This is a genomic window from Pseudomonas sp. BN417 (genome assembly GCF_029871205.1).
GTDB lineage: Bacteria > Pseudomonadota > Gammaproteobacteria > Pseudomonadales > Pseudomonadaceae > Metapseudomonas.
Map to the genome: position 1 here is coordinate 17,961 of NZ_SSOJ01000156.1, position 16,819 is coordinate 34,779.

Annotated in this window: 15 protein-coding genes; 6 read left to right on the forward strand and 9 right to left on the reverse strand. The window is 67.5% G+C overall.

What is annotated here, in order from left to right; genetic code table 11:
- Nucleotides 1-119: 119 nt before the first annotated feature.
- Nucleotides 120-1,046, reverse strand: coding sequence for a LysR family transcriptional regulator (locus E8F11_RS25325; RefSeq protein WP_280291671.1), 927 nt, complete (start codon nt 1,044-1,046; stop codon nt 120-122).
- Between the two features lie 120 nt (nt 1,047-1,166).
- Here E8F11_RS25325 and lysA point away from each other — a divergent pair, with 120 nt between their 5' ends.
- Complete coding sequence (gene lysA, locus E8F11_RS25330) at nt 1,167-2,405, forward strand: diaminopimelate decarboxylase (RefSeq protein WP_280291672.1); 1,239 nt, start codon at nt 1,167-1,169, stop codon at nt 2,403-2,405.
- Between the two features lie 133 nt (nt 2,406-2,538).
- Entirely contained in the window at nt 2,539-3,645 is a 1,107-nt protein-coding gene (gene zapE / locus E8F11_RS25335) for a cell division protein ZapE (protein ID WP_280291673.1), read from the forward strand.
- A gap of 13 nt (nt 3,646-3,658) precedes the next feature.
- Here the strand turns inward: zapE and E8F11_RS25340 are convergent, their stop codons facing one another.
- On the reverse strand, nt 3,659-5,050 hold the full coding sequence (locus E8F11_RS25340) for an FAD-dependent oxidoreductase (protein ID WP_280291674.1): 1,392 nt from the start codon (nt 5,048-5,050) through the stop codon (nt 3,659-3,661).
- A 36-nt stretch (nt 5,051-5,086) separates the two neighbouring features.
- Complete coding sequence (locus tag E8F11_RS25345; protein WP_280291675.1) at nt 5,087-5,437, reverse strand: RidA family protein; 351 nt, start codon at nt 5,435-5,437, stop codon at nt 5,087-5,089.
- 182 nt (nt 5,438-5,619) lie between these two features.
- Here E8F11_RS25345 and E8F11_RS25350 point away from each other — a divergent pair, with 182 nt between their 5' ends.
- Together E8F11_RS25350 and E8F11_RS25355 are read left to right on the forward strand one after the other, a co-directional pair.
- Nucleotides 5,620-6,495, forward strand: a complete 876-nt coding sequence (locus E8F11_RS25350; protein WP_280291676.1) for a LysR substrate-binding domain-containing protein — start codon at nt 5,620-5,622, stop codon at nt 6,493-6,495.
- A 60-nt stretch (nt 6,496-6,555) separates the two neighbouring features.
- The gene (locus E8F11_RS25355; RefSeq protein WP_280291677.1) at nt 6,556-6,960 is read left to right on the forward strand and encodes a VOC family protein; all 405 of its coding nucleotides are present in this window, start codon (nt 6,556-6,558) and stop codon (nt 6,958-6,960) included.
- 9 nt (nt 6,961-6,969) lie between these two features.
- Here the strand turns inward: E8F11_RS25355 and E8F11_RS25360 are convergent, their stop codons facing one another.
- On the reverse strand, nt 6,970-7,455 hold the full coding sequence (locus E8F11_RS25360; protein ID WP_280291678.1) for a heme-binding protein: 486 nt from the start codon (nt 7,453-7,455) through the stop codon (nt 6,970-6,972).
- A gap of 208 nt (nt 7,456-7,663) precedes the next feature.
- Here E8F11_RS25360 and E8F11_RS25365 point away from each other — a divergent pair, with 208 nt between their 5' ends.
- Nucleotides 7,664-9,394, forward strand: coding sequence for an AMP-binding protein (locus E8F11_RS25365; RefSeq protein WP_280291679.1), 1,731 nt, complete (start codon nt 7,664-7,666; stop codon nt 9,392-9,394).
- Here E8F11_RS25365 and E8F11_RS25370 read toward each other — a convergent pair.
- Nucleotides 9,372-9,962, reverse strand: a complete 591-nt coding sequence (locus tag E8F11_RS25370) for a Crp/Fnr family transcriptional regulator (RefSeq protein WP_280291680.1) — start codon at nt 9,960-9,962, stop codon at nt 9,372-9,374. The two genes, E8F11_RS25365 and E8F11_RS25370, sit on opposite strands and share 23 nt — an antisense overlap.
- A 166-nt stretch (nt 9,963-10,128) precedes the next feature.
- Here E8F11_RS25370 and E8F11_RS25375 point away from each other — a divergent pair, with 166 nt between their 5' ends.
- Nucleotides 10,129-10,548 (forward strand): hypothetical protein, encoded by a 420-nt coding sequence (locus E8F11_RS25375; protein WP_280291738.1) that lies wholly within the window; start codon nt 10,129-10,131, stop codon nt 10,546-10,548.
- A 97-nt stretch (nt 10,549-10,645) separates the two neighbouring features.
- On the opposite strand, the gene E8F11_RS25380 is transcribed toward E8F11_RS25375, so the two are convergent.
- The 4 genes from E8F11_RS25380 to E8F11_RS25395 all read right to left on the reverse strand — a co-directional run bounded on the left by E8F11_RS25380 (nt 10,646) and on the right by E8F11_RS25395 (nt 16,337).
- The gene (locus tag E8F11_RS25380; protein WP_280291681.1) at nt 10,646-11,920 is read right to left on the reverse strand and encodes an MFS transporter; all 1,275 of its coding nucleotides are present in this window, start codon (nt 11,918-11,920) and stop codon (nt 10,646-10,648) included.
- 204 nt (nt 11,921-12,124) lie between these two features.
- The gene (gene ppnN / locus E8F11_RS25385) at nt 12,125-13,522 is read right to left on the reverse strand and encodes a nucleotide 5'-monophosphate nucleosidase PpnN (protein ID WP_280291682.1); all 1,398 of its coding nucleotides are present in this window, start codon (nt 13,520-13,522) and stop codon (nt 12,125-12,127) included.
- Between the two features lie 340 nt (nt 13,523-13,862).
- Complete coding sequence (locus E8F11_RS25390; protein WP_280291683.1) at nt 13,863-14,867, reverse strand: 2-dehydropantoate 2-reductase; 1,005 nt, start codon at nt 14,865-14,867, stop codon at nt 13,863-13,865.
- A gap of 36 nt (nt 14,868-14,903) precedes the next feature.
- Nucleotides 14,904-16,337 (reverse strand): NAD(P)/FAD-dependent oxidoreductase, encoded by a 1,434-nt coding sequence (locus tag E8F11_RS25395; RefSeq protein WP_280291684.1) that lies wholly within the window; start codon nt 16,335-16,337, stop codon nt 14,904-14,906.
- Between the last annotated feature and the right edge of the window lie 482 nt (nt 16,338-16,819).

The following is a 16,819-nucleotide window of genomic DNA, read 5'->3' on the forward strand; positions in this document are numbered from 1 at the left end:
GAAGCCCACGCGGCAATGAGCTGAACTCAGCAGCATCAAGCCCCCTCACACCGGATTGCCAATGCGTACGTGAGCCCCACCTGTACCCTGACATTCGCGTGGAACCCAAAAAGGGCATATCAATCCAGCCGACCGAGGCGATCCTCCAGCACCCGGATCATCTGTCGGGCCTGCTGGTGCAGCACGGCTTCCGCCTCATCCACCAGGGCCGAGGAGGGGCGGTGCTCGGGGCGGATCAGTTGCACCCGGAAGGGGATCGACGTGCTCAGGCGGCGGACCTGCAGCCCGCGCCCGGCCTCGTCCAGGGCGCTCAGCGGGTTGACGATGGCCAGGCCCAGGCCCTGGCGGACCATGGCGCAGACGGAGGCCGCGGTGCTGGTTTCCACCACCATTCGCCGTTCGACCCCGGCGGCGAGGAAGTGGGCATCCAGGCTCTGCCGGTAGATATCCAGGCCGGCCAGGCTGATGAAGGGCCGGTCATGGAAGTCCGCCAGGGCCAGCTCGGGTTTGGCCAGCAGTTCATGGCCTTCGGGCAGCACGCAGACCATATCCGCGGCGAACAGCGTCGAACCCCGGGTGCCGCGCGGCAGGATGTCGGTTTCCGAAAGCCCCAGGTCATGCCGCTGGCCGCTCAGGGATTCCTCCAGCAGCGGCGATTCCTGGGCGCTGATGGCCAGGCGCACGCCGGGGTGACGTTCGAGGAAGGCCTGGCAGAAGCCCGGCAGCAGGGTCTGGGCGAACACCGGCAGGCCGGTGATCGCCAGCTGGCCCTGGTCGAAGCGGCGGATGGCCTGGGCCGCGCCGACTATGCGTTCCAGTCCGGAATAGGAGCGCTGCACTTCGTCGAACAGCGCCAGGCCCTGGGCGGTGGGCGCCAGGCGGCCGCCCTCGCGGTCGAACAGGCGAAAGCCCAGCAGGTGCTCGAAGCGCGCCAGCTCGCGACTCACCGTGGGTTGCGAGGTGAACAGCAGGCGCGCGGCGCCGGTCACGCTGCCGGCGGTCATCACCGCGCGGAAGACTTCGATATGGCGGATGGAAAGGTCCATGGCGGCACTCGGCTACAGGTGTCAATCCATATCAATAATGAATGGTGAATGGATAAATTGGTATTTTATTGAATCGCCAAGCCTCGCCATCATGACGCCATCCCGATTCTGGAGGCCGCCATGCGCCCGAACATTCCCGCCGCCACCCTCGCCAACCTCGTCCGTGAACACGGCACCCCGCTCTGGTGCTACGACGCCGCGGTGATCCGTGAACGCATTGCCCAGCTCAAGGGCTTCGATGTGATCCGCTTCGCCCAGAAAGCCTGCTCCAACCTGAGCATCCTGCGCCTGATGCGCGAACAGGGCGTGCAGGTGGATGCGGTGTCCCTCGGCGAGATCGAACGCGCGCTGCTGGCCGGCTACTCGCCCAAGGGCGAACCGGCCGGCGTGGTGCTGACCTGCGACCTGCTCGACCGCGCCACCCTGGCGCGCGCCGTGGAACTGGGCATCGAGGTCAACGTCGGCTCCATCGACATGCTCACCCAGCTCGGCCAGGAAAGCCCCGGCCACCGCGTCTGGCTGCGCATCAACCCCGGTTTCGGCCACGGCCACAGCCAGAAGACCAACACCGGCGGCGAGAACAGCAAGCACGGTATCTGGCACAGCCAGCTGGACGCCGCGATGGCGGTGATTCGCAACTACGGCCTGACGCTGGTCGGCCTGCACATGCACATCGGCTCCGGGGTGGACTACAGCCACCTGGAGCAGGTCTGCGGCGCCATGGTCGACGCGGTGCGCGACCTGGGCTGCGACCTGGAGGCCATTTCCGCCGGCGGCGGCCTGTCCATCCCGTACCGCGACGGCGACCCGGTGGTGGATATCCCGCGCTACGCCGAGCTGTGGAACCAGGCCCGCCGCCAGATCGAGGGCATCGTCAGGCACCCGGTGCGCCTGGAGCTGGAACCGGGCCGCTTCCTGGTGGCCGAGTCCGGCTGCCTGCTCAGCGAAGTCCGTGCGACCAAGGACGTTGGCAACAATCACTTCGTCATGGTCGATGCCGGCTTCAACGACCTGATGCGTCCCTCGATGTACGGCAGCTTCCACGCCATGAGCCTGCTGGACGATGCCGGCAACCCGGTCAGCGCCCCGCAGCGTCCGACCGTGGTGGCTGGCCCGCTGTGCGAGTCCGGCGACGTCTTCACCCAGCACGACGGTGGCCTGGTGGCACCGCGCGCGCTGCCGGCGGCCCAGGTCGGCGACCTGCTGCTGATCCACGACACCGGCGCCTATGGTGCTTCCATGTCGTCCAACTACAACAGCCGCCCGCTGCTGCCGGAGGTGCTGGTGGACGGCGACGAGACCCGCCTGATCCGCCGCCGCCAGCCCCTGGCCGACCTGCTGGCGCTGGAGCAGTTCTGAGCCAGAACCGTAGGATGGGTGGAGCAACGCGATACCCATCGCAGCGATTGATGGGTATCGCTACGCTCCACCCATCCTACAAATGTCCAGCAGTGCTTTCTCATGAGTCGCCCAACCCGCACAATGCGGCGCCATGACCTTCGATTCCCCCCTTGCCGCCTACCAGCATGCCCTGGAGCAGGGCGGCTTCCAGCCTGATCCCGCCCAGCACCAGGCGGTCGAATTGCTGCAGGCCTGCCACGAGGCCCTGCACCAGGCCGGCCGGGTGACCGGTGTCTACCTCTGGGGGCCGGTCGGGCGCGGCAAGACCTGGTTGATGGACCGTTTCCACCAGAGCCTGCGGGTTCCGGCCCGGCGCCAGCATTTCCATCACTTCATGCGCTGGGTGCACCAGCGCCTGTTCCAGCTCACCGGCACTCCCGACCCGCTGCAAGCCCTGGCCCGCGAACTGGGCCGCGAGGTGCGGGTGCTCTGCTTCGACGAGCTGTTCGTCAACGATATCGGTGACGCCATGCTCCTGGGCCGCCTGCTGACGGCGATGTTCGAGGAAGGCGTGGCCATGGTCGCCACCTCCAACCAGCCGCCGCAACAGCTCTACGCCGACGGCTTCAACCGCGAGCGCTTCCTCCCGGCCATCGCCGCTATCGAACGGCACATGCAGGTGGTGGCGGTGGACGGCGGCCAGGACCATCGCCTGCACCCCGGCGCCCTCCACCAGCGCTACTGGCTGGCCGCGCCCGGCGGGCCCAGCGCCCTGGCCGAGGTGTTCGAACGGCTGGCGACGGGGCAGGTTTCCTCGAACGAGCCGCTGGACCTCGGCCACCGCCCGGTGCCGGTGGTACGCCGTTGCGCGGCGGCGGCCTGGTTCCGCTATGCCGACCTCTGCGAGCAGCCCCTGGCGGCGCTGGACTTCATCGCCCTGTGCGATCGCTTTCCGGCCATCCTCCTCGGCGAAGTGCCCTGCCTCAGTGCCCCCCGGCGCGAGGGGCGCATCGCCCGGGGCACCGAAGACGGCGCCGAGCGCGTGGCTGCCGGCGACCGCGAGCTGCCGCAGCTGTCGGTGCATGACGACAGCGTGCGGCGCTTCATCGCCCTGGTGGACGAGTGTTACGACCGGCGTGTGCCGCTCTATGTCGAGGCGGCCGTGGCGCTGGAGCAACTGTATACCGAGGGCTACCTGGAGTTTCCGTTCCGGCGCACCCTCAGCCGCTTGCGCGAGATGCAGCTGCAGCGTTTCTGACGGCACAGGGGCCCTAGCCCTTGTCCGCCTTGCCGGCCGCCGCGGCAAATTTCGCCAGGCGCACGTCCAGGTGCCGGGGCCGCCGGCCGTGGTCCTCGGCGCGCTCCTTGCGGCGGATCGCGTTGCGCACCATCAGCGAGCCCAGGTAGCGGATCGGCTCCGGCGGGAAGTGGCCGAGGGGGCCTTGCACCAGGGGCGAGCGGGTCCAGGGATTGTCCAGCCCGAGGACCAGCGAGGAGAGGATCTGCCCGCCCATGTGGCAGGGGCCGACGCCGCTCCCGGAATAACCGAAGCCGTAGAAGATGTTGTCGCCGGCGCCCATCCGGCCGAAGAAGGGCAGGCCGGTGACCGAGCGATCCGAGGGGCCGTTCCAGGTCGCCTCGATGCCCACCTCGGCGAAGTCCGGGAAGAACTCCGCCAGACTCCTGCGCAATAGCGCTTCATAGGGCGAGGGCTGGTCGAACACCGGCAGGATGCGGCCACCGTAGGCGAAGGTGTTGCCGCCCTTGCCGAGCATGATCCGGCCGTCGGGGGTGTTGTGGTAGTAGTGCACGAAGATCCGCGAGTCGAGCACCGTCACCCCGCTGGTCAGGCCGATGCGTTCGAGCAGGTCGGGGCGCGGCTCGGTGATGATCATGTCGCTGGAGACTATCGCCACCGAGCGCTCGAAGCGTGGGAAGGCGCGCGCCATCCAGGCGTTGATCGCCAGCACCACGCGGTCGGCGACGACGCGGCCACCGGGGGTGGCGACCGTGGCCGGGCGGCCTTCCTCCAGGCCGGTCATCGGCGTGCCTTCGTACAGGCGCACGCCGAGTTCCAGCGCGACCCGGCGCAGGCCGCGCACCAGCTTGCCCGGCTGCACGCTGGCCGCCGCCGGCGAGAACCAGCCCTCGATATGCCGGGCCGAACCCGCCATGCGCTGCAACTCGGGCAGCGGGCACCTGGTGAAGGAGTTGATGCCGTTGCGCTCGAGGGCGGCGACCACCGCGTCGGTCGCCCCCTGCTGCGCGCGGTTGGTCGCCGTATAGAGGGTGCCGTCGAGCCGGTAGTCGGCATCCACCGCGTAGCGGCGGCAGAAGTCGCCGATGGCCCGGATGCTGTCCTCCGAGGCCTGGACCAGGCGCACGGCCTCGGCCACCCCGAACAGGCGTTCGAGGGTGAAGTACTTGGCCGACCAGGACAGCGCGCAGCCGCCATTGCGGCCGCTGGCACCGGCGCCGCAGATGTCGGCCTCGACTATCACCACGTCGAGTTCGGGGTTCTGCTCCTTGAGCATGATCGCCGTCCACAGGCCGGTGTAGCCACCGCCGACGATGCAGACATCGGCGCGGGTGTCCTGCCGCAGTGCGGGGCAGGGCGTGGAGGGCTGGGTCTTCAGGGCCTGGTCGAGCCAGTAGGGACGCATGGGGTCATCTCCGTGGGATAGGTTCGGGTGCAGTGATCAGCCGCGCGCGGCGACCGCGATCATTTCCACCCGCCAGCGCGGGTCGATCAGTTCCGCCAGGGTGCAGGCGCGGGTTGGTGCATGGCCTTCGGGGAAAAATTCGTCCCAGACCCGGTTGAGCCCCGCGTAGTCCTCGCGGTGGGCGAGCAGGATGCGCACCGAGAGCAGCCGTTGGCGGTTGCTGCCAACGTCGAGCAGCAGGCGCTCGATGTTCGCCAGCACTTCCCGGGTCTGCGCCTCGATATCGCCCGTGGTGTCTTCGGCCACCTGGCCGCCGATGTAGAGGTGGTTGTCGTGCAGGACCATTTCCGAGCGGCGCCTGGCCACCTCGAATCGTTCGATCGTCATGCTGTTCTCCTGGTCATGGGAAAGGGGTCAGGTACGCAGGCGCCTCCACCGCGGGGAGTCCTGTTTCCTCCGGCCGGCCTGTCAGCTGTGGAACGTGCGGCAACCATCAGAGCAACTTGGCTTGGATAACTGAAATCGATTTGATGTATTTTCAAATAAGTTCAACTTATCCAGAGGCCACCATGTCCGTTTCCCATTCGCAGTTGAGGGCGTTCCATGCCGTGGCCGTGAACGGCAGCTTCACCCGGGCGGCCGACCAGCTGTGCCTGTCCCAGCCGGCGGTGTCCGACCAGGTGCGCAAGCTCGAGGAGTACTACGGGGTGATGGTGTTCCACCGCGACAAGCGCTCGGTGCGCCTGACCGACGTGGGCGAGCGGCTGTTCGGCCTGACCCGGCGTCTGTTCGACATCAGCACCGATGCCCACGAGCTGCTGATGGACTACCGCACCCTGACCACCGGCAGCCTGAACCTTGCCGTGGATGCGCCGGTGCATGTGCTGCCCCATGTCGCGCGCTTCTGCGCGCGCTACCCGGGTATCGAGGTGAAGATCGAGACCGGCAACACCGACGATGTCCTGCAGCGGCTGTTCAGCCACCGCGCCGACCTGGCCCTGCTCGGGCGCAGCGTGGAAGACGAGCGCCTGCTCACGCTGCACCTGCGCAGCGATCCGATGGTCGCCTTCGTCGCCCACGGGCATCCCTGGGCGGCGCGCGACTCCATCCGCCTGGCCGACCTCGACGACGCGCCGCTGGTCCTGCGCGAGCAGGGTTCGGTCACCCGGCAGACCCTCGAGGAGGAGATGGCCGCCGCCGGCCTGCGCGTCCGCAAGGCGATCGAGGTGGAGGGGCGCGAAGCGGCGCTGGAGGCGGTGGCGTTCGGCATTGGTGCCGGGGTGGTCTCGGCGGCCGAGCTGGGTTCCGACTCGCGGGTTCGCGCCCTGCCGATCCTCGATTGCCAGCGGCGCTTCACCGAGACCCTGGTCTGCCTGCGGGCGCAGAGTTCGCGGCGCATCCTGGCGACCTTCCTGGAGATGGTCCGGGACGGGCTGGAAGGCTGAGGTCCGCCTCGTCGATTGCGTCTATACCTCCAGGACAGCCATGCAATGGGAGGTCCGACCATGAGCAGGGTCCTGGACACCGACCACCTGGTGATCTCCGTCAGCGACTTCCCGCGTTCCAAGGAGTTCTACGGCCGGCTCTTCGAGTTCCTCGGCCTGGAGGTTTCCAACGAGTACGAGAACGCCATCGGCTGGAAGACTGCGAAGACCCGCTTCTGGATCTTCGCCGCCGACGCCAAGGGCCGCAGGCACAAGCACCGCATCGGCGAGGTGGGTTTTCACCATTACGCCTTCTTCCTGCGCAGCCGCAAGGACGTGGACGCGCTGCAGATCTTCCTCGAGCAGAACGGCGTGACCATAGTCGACCCCGCCGGGGAGTACTACGAGGACTACTACGCGGTGTACTTCCTCGACCCCGACGGACTCAAGCTGGAAGGCATGTGGTGCGGTGGCGAGCACGATTGAGGCCGTGGCCTATTTGAGCTGGGCTTTCACCGTATCCAGCGCGGCCGTAGCGCATTGCTCGTCCAGGTGCCCGCCGGGCGCGCCGCCCACGCCCACGGCGCCTATCACCTCGTCACCCACCTTGATCGGCACACCACCGCCCACCACCAGGAAGTCGTCGATCATCGGCAGGTGCTGGGCGCCGGGATTCTTCTGCACGGTCTCCAGCACCTCGGTGGTGCTGCGCTTGGTGGACGCGGCCGTGTAGGCCTTGCGGCGACTGGAGTCCAGGGTGTGCGGGCCGGCCTTGTCGGCGCGCAGCACGACGCGCACGCTGCCAGCGCGGTCCACCACTGTGGCGGTGACGTTGTAGCCCTTGGCGGCGCAGCCCTGCACCACGGCGCTGGCGATTTCCGTGGCGAGTGGGAGGGTGATGTTCTTTTCGCTGGCGACCTCGGCCTGGGCGGCGAGGCAGGCGGCAAGTCCGCCTAGGGTAAGGAGCTGGAGTGGCTTCATGGGATTCTCCTGTCGCGACCATCGGCCCGGGCCGATGCGGGGTGGCCGTTGCCTTCGGCCAGGGGACAGGGACGGCGGAACGATGTCGCCAGGGCGGCGCTGGCCGTGCATTACAGCCTAGCCAGCCTTCTTAACATTTGTTAATGCCGCGACCGCCGTGGCCCCCAAGAATCGGCGCACAACAACGCGCAGGTCCAAGGAGGCCGCCATGCCCGCCCAAGCTCCCACCACCGTCTATGAACTGCTGCAGGCCTCGGCGGCCGAGCACCCCGAGCGGATCGCCCTGACCTATATCCACAGCCTGGGCGCGGAGATCGGCGAGCAGGATCTCGACTACGCGGGGTTCTTCACCCGGCTCAACCGCAGCGCGCGCCTGCTGCTCGACCTGGCCGGCACCCGCAAGCCGGTGATCACCCTGCTGCTGCCGAACATTCCGCAGAGCCAGAGCCTGCTCTGGGCCGCCGCCAGTATCGGCATCGCCAACCCGATCAACCCGCTGCTGAACGAAGAGGCGCTGGCCAGCCTGATGGAAAAGGCCGGCACCGACCTGGTGGTCGCCCTCGGCCCGGTGCCGGGCAGCGACCTCTGGGAGAAGGCCCTGGCCGCGTCGCGGCGACTGTCGAAGCAACCCGGGTGCCTGTCCGTGCTGGTCCCGGGCGGCGAGCTGCACTACGACAGCCTGGTCGACAGATACAGCGGCGCGGCTCTGGAAGTCGCACTGCGGCCCCGGCCCGGGGACATCGCCGCCTACTTCCACACCGGCGGCACCACCGGCCTGCCCAGGCTGGCCCGGCAAACCCACGCCAACCAGGTGGCCGCCGCTTGCGCCTACCGTGCGTGCATGGCCGCAGGACCCGAGGATGTGGCGCTCAACGGTCTGCCGATCTTCCATGTGGCCGGCGCCCTGGTGAACAGTCTGGGCGGCCTGGCCAGCGGCCTGCGCATGCTGCTGCCGACGCTGGGCGGCTTCCGCAACCCGGAGGTGATCCGCCAGCACTGGCGTCTGGTGGAGCACTACGGCATCACCCTCAGCGGCGGCATTCCCACCTCGGTGGCGGCCATGCTCGACGTTCCCATCGGCCGGCACGAGATCGGCAGCCTGCGCTTCATGCTGTCGGGCGGTGCGCCGGTGCCGGCGGCCCTCTGCGAGAAAGTGCAAGCCGTTACCGGGCTGCAGCTCTACCAGGCCTACGGCATGACCGAGTGCAGTGGCGTCATCACCCTGCCCAACCTGGCCCGGCCGGCGATTCCCGGTAGCGCCGGGCATGTGGCGGCGCCCATCGAGGTGCGCATCGACGGCGGGGAGATCTGCGTGCGTGGTCCCACCCTGTTCGCCGGCTACCTCGGCCAGGAAGCGCCGCTCCTGGAGGATGGCTGGTTGCGCAGCGGCGACCTCGGTCACCTGGACGAGGAGGGCAACCTGTTCATCACCGGGCGCGCCAAGGACCTGATCATCCGCAGCGGCCACAACATAGACCCGGCGCTGATCGAGAATTGTCTGGAGAGCCACCCGGCGGTGTCCCTGGCCGCGGCCGTGGGCATGCCGGACGAGTACGCCGGCGAGTTGCCGGTGGTCTTCGTGCAATTGCGCCAGGACCTTTCCGCCAGCGTCGAGGAGCTGCAGCAGCACGCCTTCGAGCACATCGCCGAACGCCCGGCCTGCCCCAAGCGGGTGTTCCTGGTGGCGGCCCTGCCGGTCACTGTGGTGGGCAAGATCCACAAGCAGCGCCTGCGGGAAATGGCTGCGGCCAGCGTCTACCTCGAACGCCTCGGCAGCGACTGCCCCGGGGTGACCTGCGAAGTGGCACAGGGACCCGAAGGCGGCCTGTGGATAAGCCTGCGTGGGGTGAGCGCCGGGCATCTGGCATGCTGCGTCGAGCACGCCGAGGCCCTGGGGCTGCAGGTGCGTGAAGTGGTCAGTGCCCCAGCTTGCGCTTGATCCGCGAGAAGGACACCGGGTCCATGCCCAGGTAGCTGGCCAGCTGGTATTGGGGCACCCGGTCGAGCAGCCAGGCCTCGTGCTCCAGCAGCCACTGGTAGCGCTGCTCGCTGTTGCTGGTGAGCAGCAGCGCCTCGCGGTCCTCGTTGCGCAGCATGATCTGGCGGGTCATCAGGTCCTGCATCTGCTGCAATTGCGGGAAGCGCTCGCGCTGCCGGGCGACCAGGGCCAGCGGCAGGCAGGCCAGCCGGCAGCGCTCCACGGCGGCGATGTTGTAGGTGCAGGGCTGCTGCTTGAAGTAGGCGCTGAGGGAGCCGATCAGCTGGCCCTCGCGGAAGAAGGCCTTGTTCCACTGCCGGCCTTCGGGAGACAGGTAGTAGTAGCGCGCCACGCCGCTGAGGATGACGTAGAAGTGCGTGGGCCGCTCGCCGGCGCGGATGATCAGCTGGTCGTGATCGTAGTCGCGCAGCTTCAGTGACTGCAGCAGGCAGTCCAGCAGCGCCGGGTCGCTCATGCCGTGGGCGGTGAAGATCTCGTGCAACTGGACCTGGTTCTCGGCGGGGATCATGGGGGCTCGGCCTGGGGGCATTGGCTTCATCTAAGCACAGGCGCGGCGGCTTGCCGCAATACGGATTTGCCCGCTGCGTTGCCGTACCCGACACTAGACTCCTTCCAAGCCCCCACCAAGAAGGAACACCCCCGTGTCCCAACGCCAACACGACAGCTGGGCGCAGATCTGCCTGGCCGCAGGCCTCGACCCGGAAAAGCGCCTGGCCGCCCGCCAGGCCGTGCTCGGGCATGCCGACGCCCTGGACTGCAGCCTCTACCGCCCCGACGAGAACGACCTGGATGCCGAAGAGGAAGACCTGGGCGATGCCCGCATCCTCTTCACCGGACCTTTCCAGGCGCCGGCCGAATGGAGCGTCCAGGACAGTGAGGACTATTTCGGCGACATCGACCCCGCCGCCTTCGTCACCGCCCTGATCGAATGCCAGGCCGAGCCCGCCAGCCGTGAGTTCTTCCTCGCCGATGCCGGCGACTTCGTCGCGGTGGTCACCGCCAGCGGCGAGGTGCAGATGTTCTACCTCTACGACTGCAACGAAGACGACGACGGCATGCACTGCGTGCTGGTAAGGGAAGACGAGGAGGGCTGAAGGCCCGCGATCTGCAGGCGCGAGCTTGCTCCTGCAGATCGCGCTCGGGCTGTTCGCGAGCAAGCTCGCTCCTACAAGTCCTGCGGCCTGTGATTCGTCAGCCGGCCAGCGCCGTGCGGCGGCCGCGCTCCAGGCGCACGCTGGCCAGGAGCAGCAGGCCGGCGACGAAATAGCTGCCGGTGATCAGCATCGCCAGGCGATGGTCGCCGCCGGACAGCCAGCTGGCCAGGCCGTAGGTCATGGGGCCGAGGATGGCCGAGAGCTTCACCGCCTGGCCCCAGAGGCCGAAGAACTCCGCCAGCCGCGTGGGCGGCGCCAGCAGGCCGACTATGGCGCGCCCCGCGGACTGGCTGGCGCCCATGCACAGGCCGGCGACATTGGCCGCGGCCCAGAACAGCACCGGGCCGCTGGCCAGCCAGACCATGCCCACCATGGCCAGCCAGCCCAGCAGGGTAAGGGCCAGGGTGGGGCGGTGGCCGATGCGATCCTGCAGCCAGCCGAACGCCACGGCGCCGAGGGAGGCGGTGATATTGACGATGAAGATCAGCAGCAGGGTGTCCTGGGTGGTGAAGCCCATCACCTGGTCGGCGTAGATGGCCGCCAGGCTGATCACGGCCGAGATCCCGGCCTGGTAGCAGACGGTGCAGGCGAGGAAGCGCAGCAGGTCGCGGTAGCGGCCGGCCTCGCGAAGCGTCCTGGCGAAGCGTGCCCAGGCCCCACCCGGGCCGGTGGCCAGTTGCGGCTGGCTGCGTTCCTTCAGGTAAAGGAATGTCGGCGTGCTGGCGACGGCGAAGAGCAAGGCCGTGATCAACACGCACACCGGCACGAACTGCGCCGCCGTCTGCCCCTGGCCCTGGGCCCAGCTGACGTAGCCCAGGCAGGCCCCCAGGCTGGCCAGGCCGCCGATATAGCCCAGGCCCCAGCCCCAGCCTGAAACCCGCCCGAGCGCTTCTTCGCGGGCGAGCTCGGGGAGGAAGGCGGCGATCAGGTTCTCCCCGGTGCCGAAGCAGAAGTTCGACAGCACCACGAACAGTACCGCCACCGCCAGGGCGCCCGGCCCGGCCAGCGCCAGGGCGGCGGTGAAGACCACGCAGCCCAGGGTGCTGAACGCCAGCAGGCGTTTCTTGCGCGCGGTGGCGTCGGCATAGGCGCCGATGAGTGGGGCGGTGACTATCACCAGTGCGTAGGAGAGGGCCAGGGTGCTGGTCCAGGCCAGGGTGCCCCAGGGCTTGCCCTCGGCCACCACGGCGACGAAGTAGGCATTGAAGACGGCGGTGATGATCACCGTGGTGTAACCGGAGTTGGCGAAGTCGAACATCGCCCAGGCCCAGATTTCCCGGCGGGTCACGCCGGTGGCGAGGCTGGATCGCATGGCGCTTTTCTCCCCTGGGGCGCTGCGTCCCGAAGAGACTAGCCCCGACCGCGCCATCCCGCGACTGTCGGACCGTGCCGCGCCAGCATGGCGTTTCCAGCAGGCCGGTGGGCCGGGGCCCACCGCCTGCCGGAGTCGCGCGGGGTTTCCGGGAGGAGCGTATTGGCGTGAAGCGCGTTACCCTGGGCTCAGCGCATCAAGGGTTCAGCCCGCCAGATCTTCCACGCCGCTCTGCACTACCCGATAGCACGGCACATAGGCCGCGCCGCCCGGCAGCTTCATCCGGTGTTGGCGGACGAAGGACTTCAGCAGGTGGTCCAGCGGCTGCATCACCGCGGCATCTCCATGGATCTCGTAGGGACCGTGCCGCTCGATCAGGCGGATGCCCTTGTCCTTGACGTTTCCGGCGACGATGCCGGAGAAGGCGCGGCGCAGGTTGGCTGCCAGTTCATGGGGCGGCAGGTCGCGGCTGAGGGTGAGGCTGGCCATGTTCTCGTGGGTGGGGTCGAAGGGGCGCTGGAAGCCTTCGTCTATCTTCAGCAGCCAGTTGAAGTGGAAGGCGTCATTACGCTCGCGGCGGAACTGTTTGACCGCCTTCAGACCCTGGGCCATCTCCACGGCGACCTCGGCCGGGTTGTCGATGATGATCTTGTAGCGGCCCTGGGCGGCTTCACCGAGGGTGGCGCCGACGAAGGCGTGCAGTTGCTCCAGGTAGGGCGCGGCGTTCTTCGGGCCGGTGAGCACCACCGGGAAGGGCAGGTCCTGGTTGTCCGGGTGCATCAGGATGCCGAGCAGGTAGAGGAACTCCTCCGCCGTGCCGACCCCGCCGGGGAAGATGATGATGCCGTGGCCGACGCGCACGAAGGCTTCCAGGCGCTTCTCGATATCCGGGAGTATCACCAGTTCGTTGACGATCGGGTTGGGCGCCTCGGCGGCGATGATGCCGGGCTCGGTCAGGCCCAGGTAGCGGCCGCCATGGGTGCGCTGCTTGGCGTGACCAATGGTGGCGCCCTTCATCGGCCCCTTCATCACGCCGGGGCCGCAGCCGGTGCAGACGTCCAGGTGGCGCAGGCCGAGTTCGTGGCCGACCTTCTTGGTGTACTTGTATTCCTCGGTGCTGATGGAGTGGCCGCCCCAGCACACGACTATCTTCGGTTCCACGCCCGGACGCAGGGTGCGTGCGTTGCGCAACAGGTGGAAGACGTAGTCGGTGATGCCCTGGGAGCTGTCGAGGTCGATGCGCAGGCTGTCCAGTTCGTTCTCGGTGTAGACGATGTCGCGCAGGGCGCTGAACAGCATCTCGCGGGTGCTGGCGATCATCTCGCCATCGACGAAGGCATCCGCCGGCGCATTGATCAGCTCCAGGCGCACGCCGCGGTCCTGCTGGTGGATGCGGACTTCGAAGTCCCGGTAGGCGTCGAGGATGGTCTTGGCGTTGTCGATCTGCGCCCCGGTATTGAGGATGGCCAGGGCGCACTGGCGGAAGAGCTGGTACATGCGCCCCGAGCCGGCTTCGCTCAGTAGCTGCACTTCACGTTGGGAGAGGGTTTCCAGGCTGCCCTTCGGGCTTACCTGGGCATTGATGACGTGTCTTCTGGGCATTCGATGTTTCCTTAAAGCGATGGCGGCGGACCAGGCCGGGCCCGTCCCTGGGGTACTACGCGCCGAAGCTGATGGCGCAGGTTGAGGCGATTGTTCTTATCTGGGCACTGCGAGGTTACGAATTCGTTGCGGGCGTGTGTTCCGGGTCCTGCTTCAGCGTAATAGCGAGATTGCAGGCCGTGTGACAAGAAATTTCTTGGTGATGTTCGCTGCCGCTGTGCATTTCCGGCAATAGCGTGGGGCGGGTGAACAGGTAGAGCCTGGTCCAGCCTACAGCAAGGCACGCGCCCGGTGGGGTGAAAATCCGCAAGGCGGATTTCCACCATCGAGCTCACCCGGTTCAGCCCTGAACCTGCTTCAGCAGGGCTTCCCCGGACCAGTTGCGTTGCCCGCCCTGCTCGGCGGCATGGACCAGTTGCAGCAGCTTGCCGTTCACCGGTGCCGGCCGGTTCAGGCTGTCGGCGAGTTGGAGGATTTCCCCCTGCAGGTAGTCGATTTCCGTCTTGCGTCCGGCCAGCAGATCATCCTGCATCGAGGAGCGGGCGAGGGGATCGAGGGCGAGCATCCGGTTGGCGGCCAGGCGGAAGAACGAGTCCGGCGCATCCAGCAGTGCCGGAATCCACCGAGCGGGGAGTGGCGTCAGGCGCGCGAGGGGTTGGTGCTTCTGTTCCAGCAGGGCGAGGCCTTCCCGCTGGGCGGCCGCCAGCACGTGGCGATAGGGGCGCTGCAACAGTTCGGCGCGCAATGGCAGCCCCGACAGGGCATTCACGGCGTTGTTGAGATTGAACAATAGCTTGGCCCATTGCACGGCATGGAAGTCCCGGTGCTGCACCAGCGGCAGGCCGGCGCGCTCGAAGGCCTTCAGGGTGCCATCCAGCCGCGGTGTGCGCTCGACCTGCAACGTACCTTCCGAGCCCTGGTGGAAATGCCCGGCGGCAATCTGCGCCACATTGAAAGGCACCAGGCCGACCAGCACATCGTGGTCCGGCAAGCGGCTGGCGAGCAGCTCGGCATTATGCAGGCCGTTCTGCAGGGTCAGCACCCGGGCTGATGCCTTGAGATGCGGAGCCATGGCCTCGGCGGCGCTGGCGGTATCCCCGGATTTCACCGTGACCAGCACGACTTCGGCGTCGGCCACTACCGCCGGATCACTGCTGAACCGGATCAGTTCCGGCTCAAGCCTGGCCTGCCAGCCCGTGAGGTCGCTGAGGGTCAGTCCCTGTTGCGCCAGCGTGTCCGCCATATGGCCGCGCCCGATGAAGGTTACGCTGGCGCCGCCGATCGCCAGTCGGCCCCCCACGTAGCAACCGATGGTCCCAGCTCCGAAAATCACGATGGATGGCATGGATGTCCTCCTTCCTGTGCGCGCCCTGGCGGCCGCTCAAGCCTGCAGGGCGCAACCTGCGGCTTGCAGCAACCTGGGCAGGTTTACCAGCGCCTGCTGCCTGGCCTGGGTGAAGTCGTTCAACGCGGCCAGCTTTTCCGGGTCGTTTTCCTGCAGGCTGCGCAGGACGGTGGGCAGCAGGTGCAGGTGGCAGCGCGCCAGCCAGTTGGACAGCCCGGCGTCCTGTTTCCAGCGCCGCTGGTTGCCGAGGTAGACGGCCCACATCCGCAGCCAGTCCAGGGGCGACAGCGGCAGCGGGACGACGCGGCAGAAGTCGTTCATCTGCGCCAGGTCGTCGAAGTGGCTTTCCACATAGGCGATAACCGCCGCACTGAAGAGGAGCTGGTAGCTGCTCACCGTCACCAGGTTGATCCGGTTGTCGTCGAAGACCTGGACACTGCCTTCGGGAATGACCGGAATGGCGCTGGCGCTGCAATCGATGTAGAGGGCGTCGGGATGGGCATCGACACTGCCACGGTCGAGGACGATCCGCTCGGGTTCGACGGCCTGGACGCGTCCCAGGCGCACCAGGTTGCCGATACCTTGCAGCGCTCGCAGTTCTCCCTGGGAGATGGTGGCGGCGCGGAAGGCGGTGGGTTCGACGGAGCAGTCGATGCGCAGCAGTTCGCCGGCGCTTTCCAGCCTGAGGAAGAGATCGGCGACGGACTCGGCAGCGCCTATGGCCCCAAACTGCCGGGCCAGGCTGCCGATGGTGCGGACGACGTTCTCCTGGCCCGGCTGGAAGTTGGCTCGGTCCAGCAGCCAGAAATCGTTTGGCACTATCCACTGGATGCGCTCGGCGACAACGCCCGTCTGCAGCAGCCAGAGGCAGGCGTCGATGCCGGTCTTGCCGCCGCCCACCACCACATAGCGGGCGCTGGGTTCGCGCAGCTTCGGCAAGTCGTTCGGGGGAATGCAGCGCAACCCGGGTGCGACCCGATACTTCGGCGGATGGGTAGAGGGCACCGCGGTCTGCGCCCAGGTCCCGTCCACCAGCTTCCTGCGCACCTTCACCTGCCAGCAGTCGCCGGTGAGCTGTGAAGTGACGCTGTGCTGGTCCTTTCGATCACCCTCGTAATTGCACATCGGCAGGTAGCGGACGCGGCCGGATGGCAGGAAGCGCTGCTGCATGACCTGGTCGAAGTAGCTGAGAATCTCCGCCCCGGAAGCCAACTCGTACAAGCCTCCACCCCATTCGGACCGGTCCTTGTGGCCGGAGCCCAGTTGCCGTGAGTTGACGCCGTAGAAGGCGGAGGGCTGGTGCAGGCGGACGAAGGGGTAGGCGTCGTTCCAATGGCCGCCCGGCTGGGCGTGGCGATCCACGATCAGCACCTGGGCATCCGACTCGTCCAGCAGGGTGTCGACGAAGGCCATGGCCGAGCCCCCGGCGCCGATAACCAGGTAATCCGTCTCGATCGTGCTTGCAGTCATCAGGCGCATCCTCCATCCCAGTCGAGCTGACCACTCAACTGATGGAGGCTAGATCGCGCCTGATGCCGGCGAGAGAACGATTGAGTCTCAGCAAAATAGCCAACGGATTTAATGCACCCTTACTTGCGGTTCTTCGCGGGGGATTTCCCTCACCCCCGGCCCCTCTCCCGCAAGCGGTAGAGGGGGGACTTGCGCCGGCAACGGCCAAACAGAATTGAAGCCCAAACGCGCCTGAAGCTGAGCAGAAGCGGTGGGGCAGCGATTCCGCCCCTTCAGGAGGCCGAGCGGAATCGTTGCAGAGGGGGACGAGCGGCATGGATGCCGCGAGAGGCGTGCGGGGCCATGGATGGCCCCTCACGCCGGGCCCCCGGAGCGACGATGGAGGGAGGGGAGTTTGGCGAAGCCAAACCCGGATGTCGGGGCAAGCGTTCTTGGTTACTTCTTTGGCGTTTGAAAGAAGTGACTCGCCCGGGAGGGCGAAA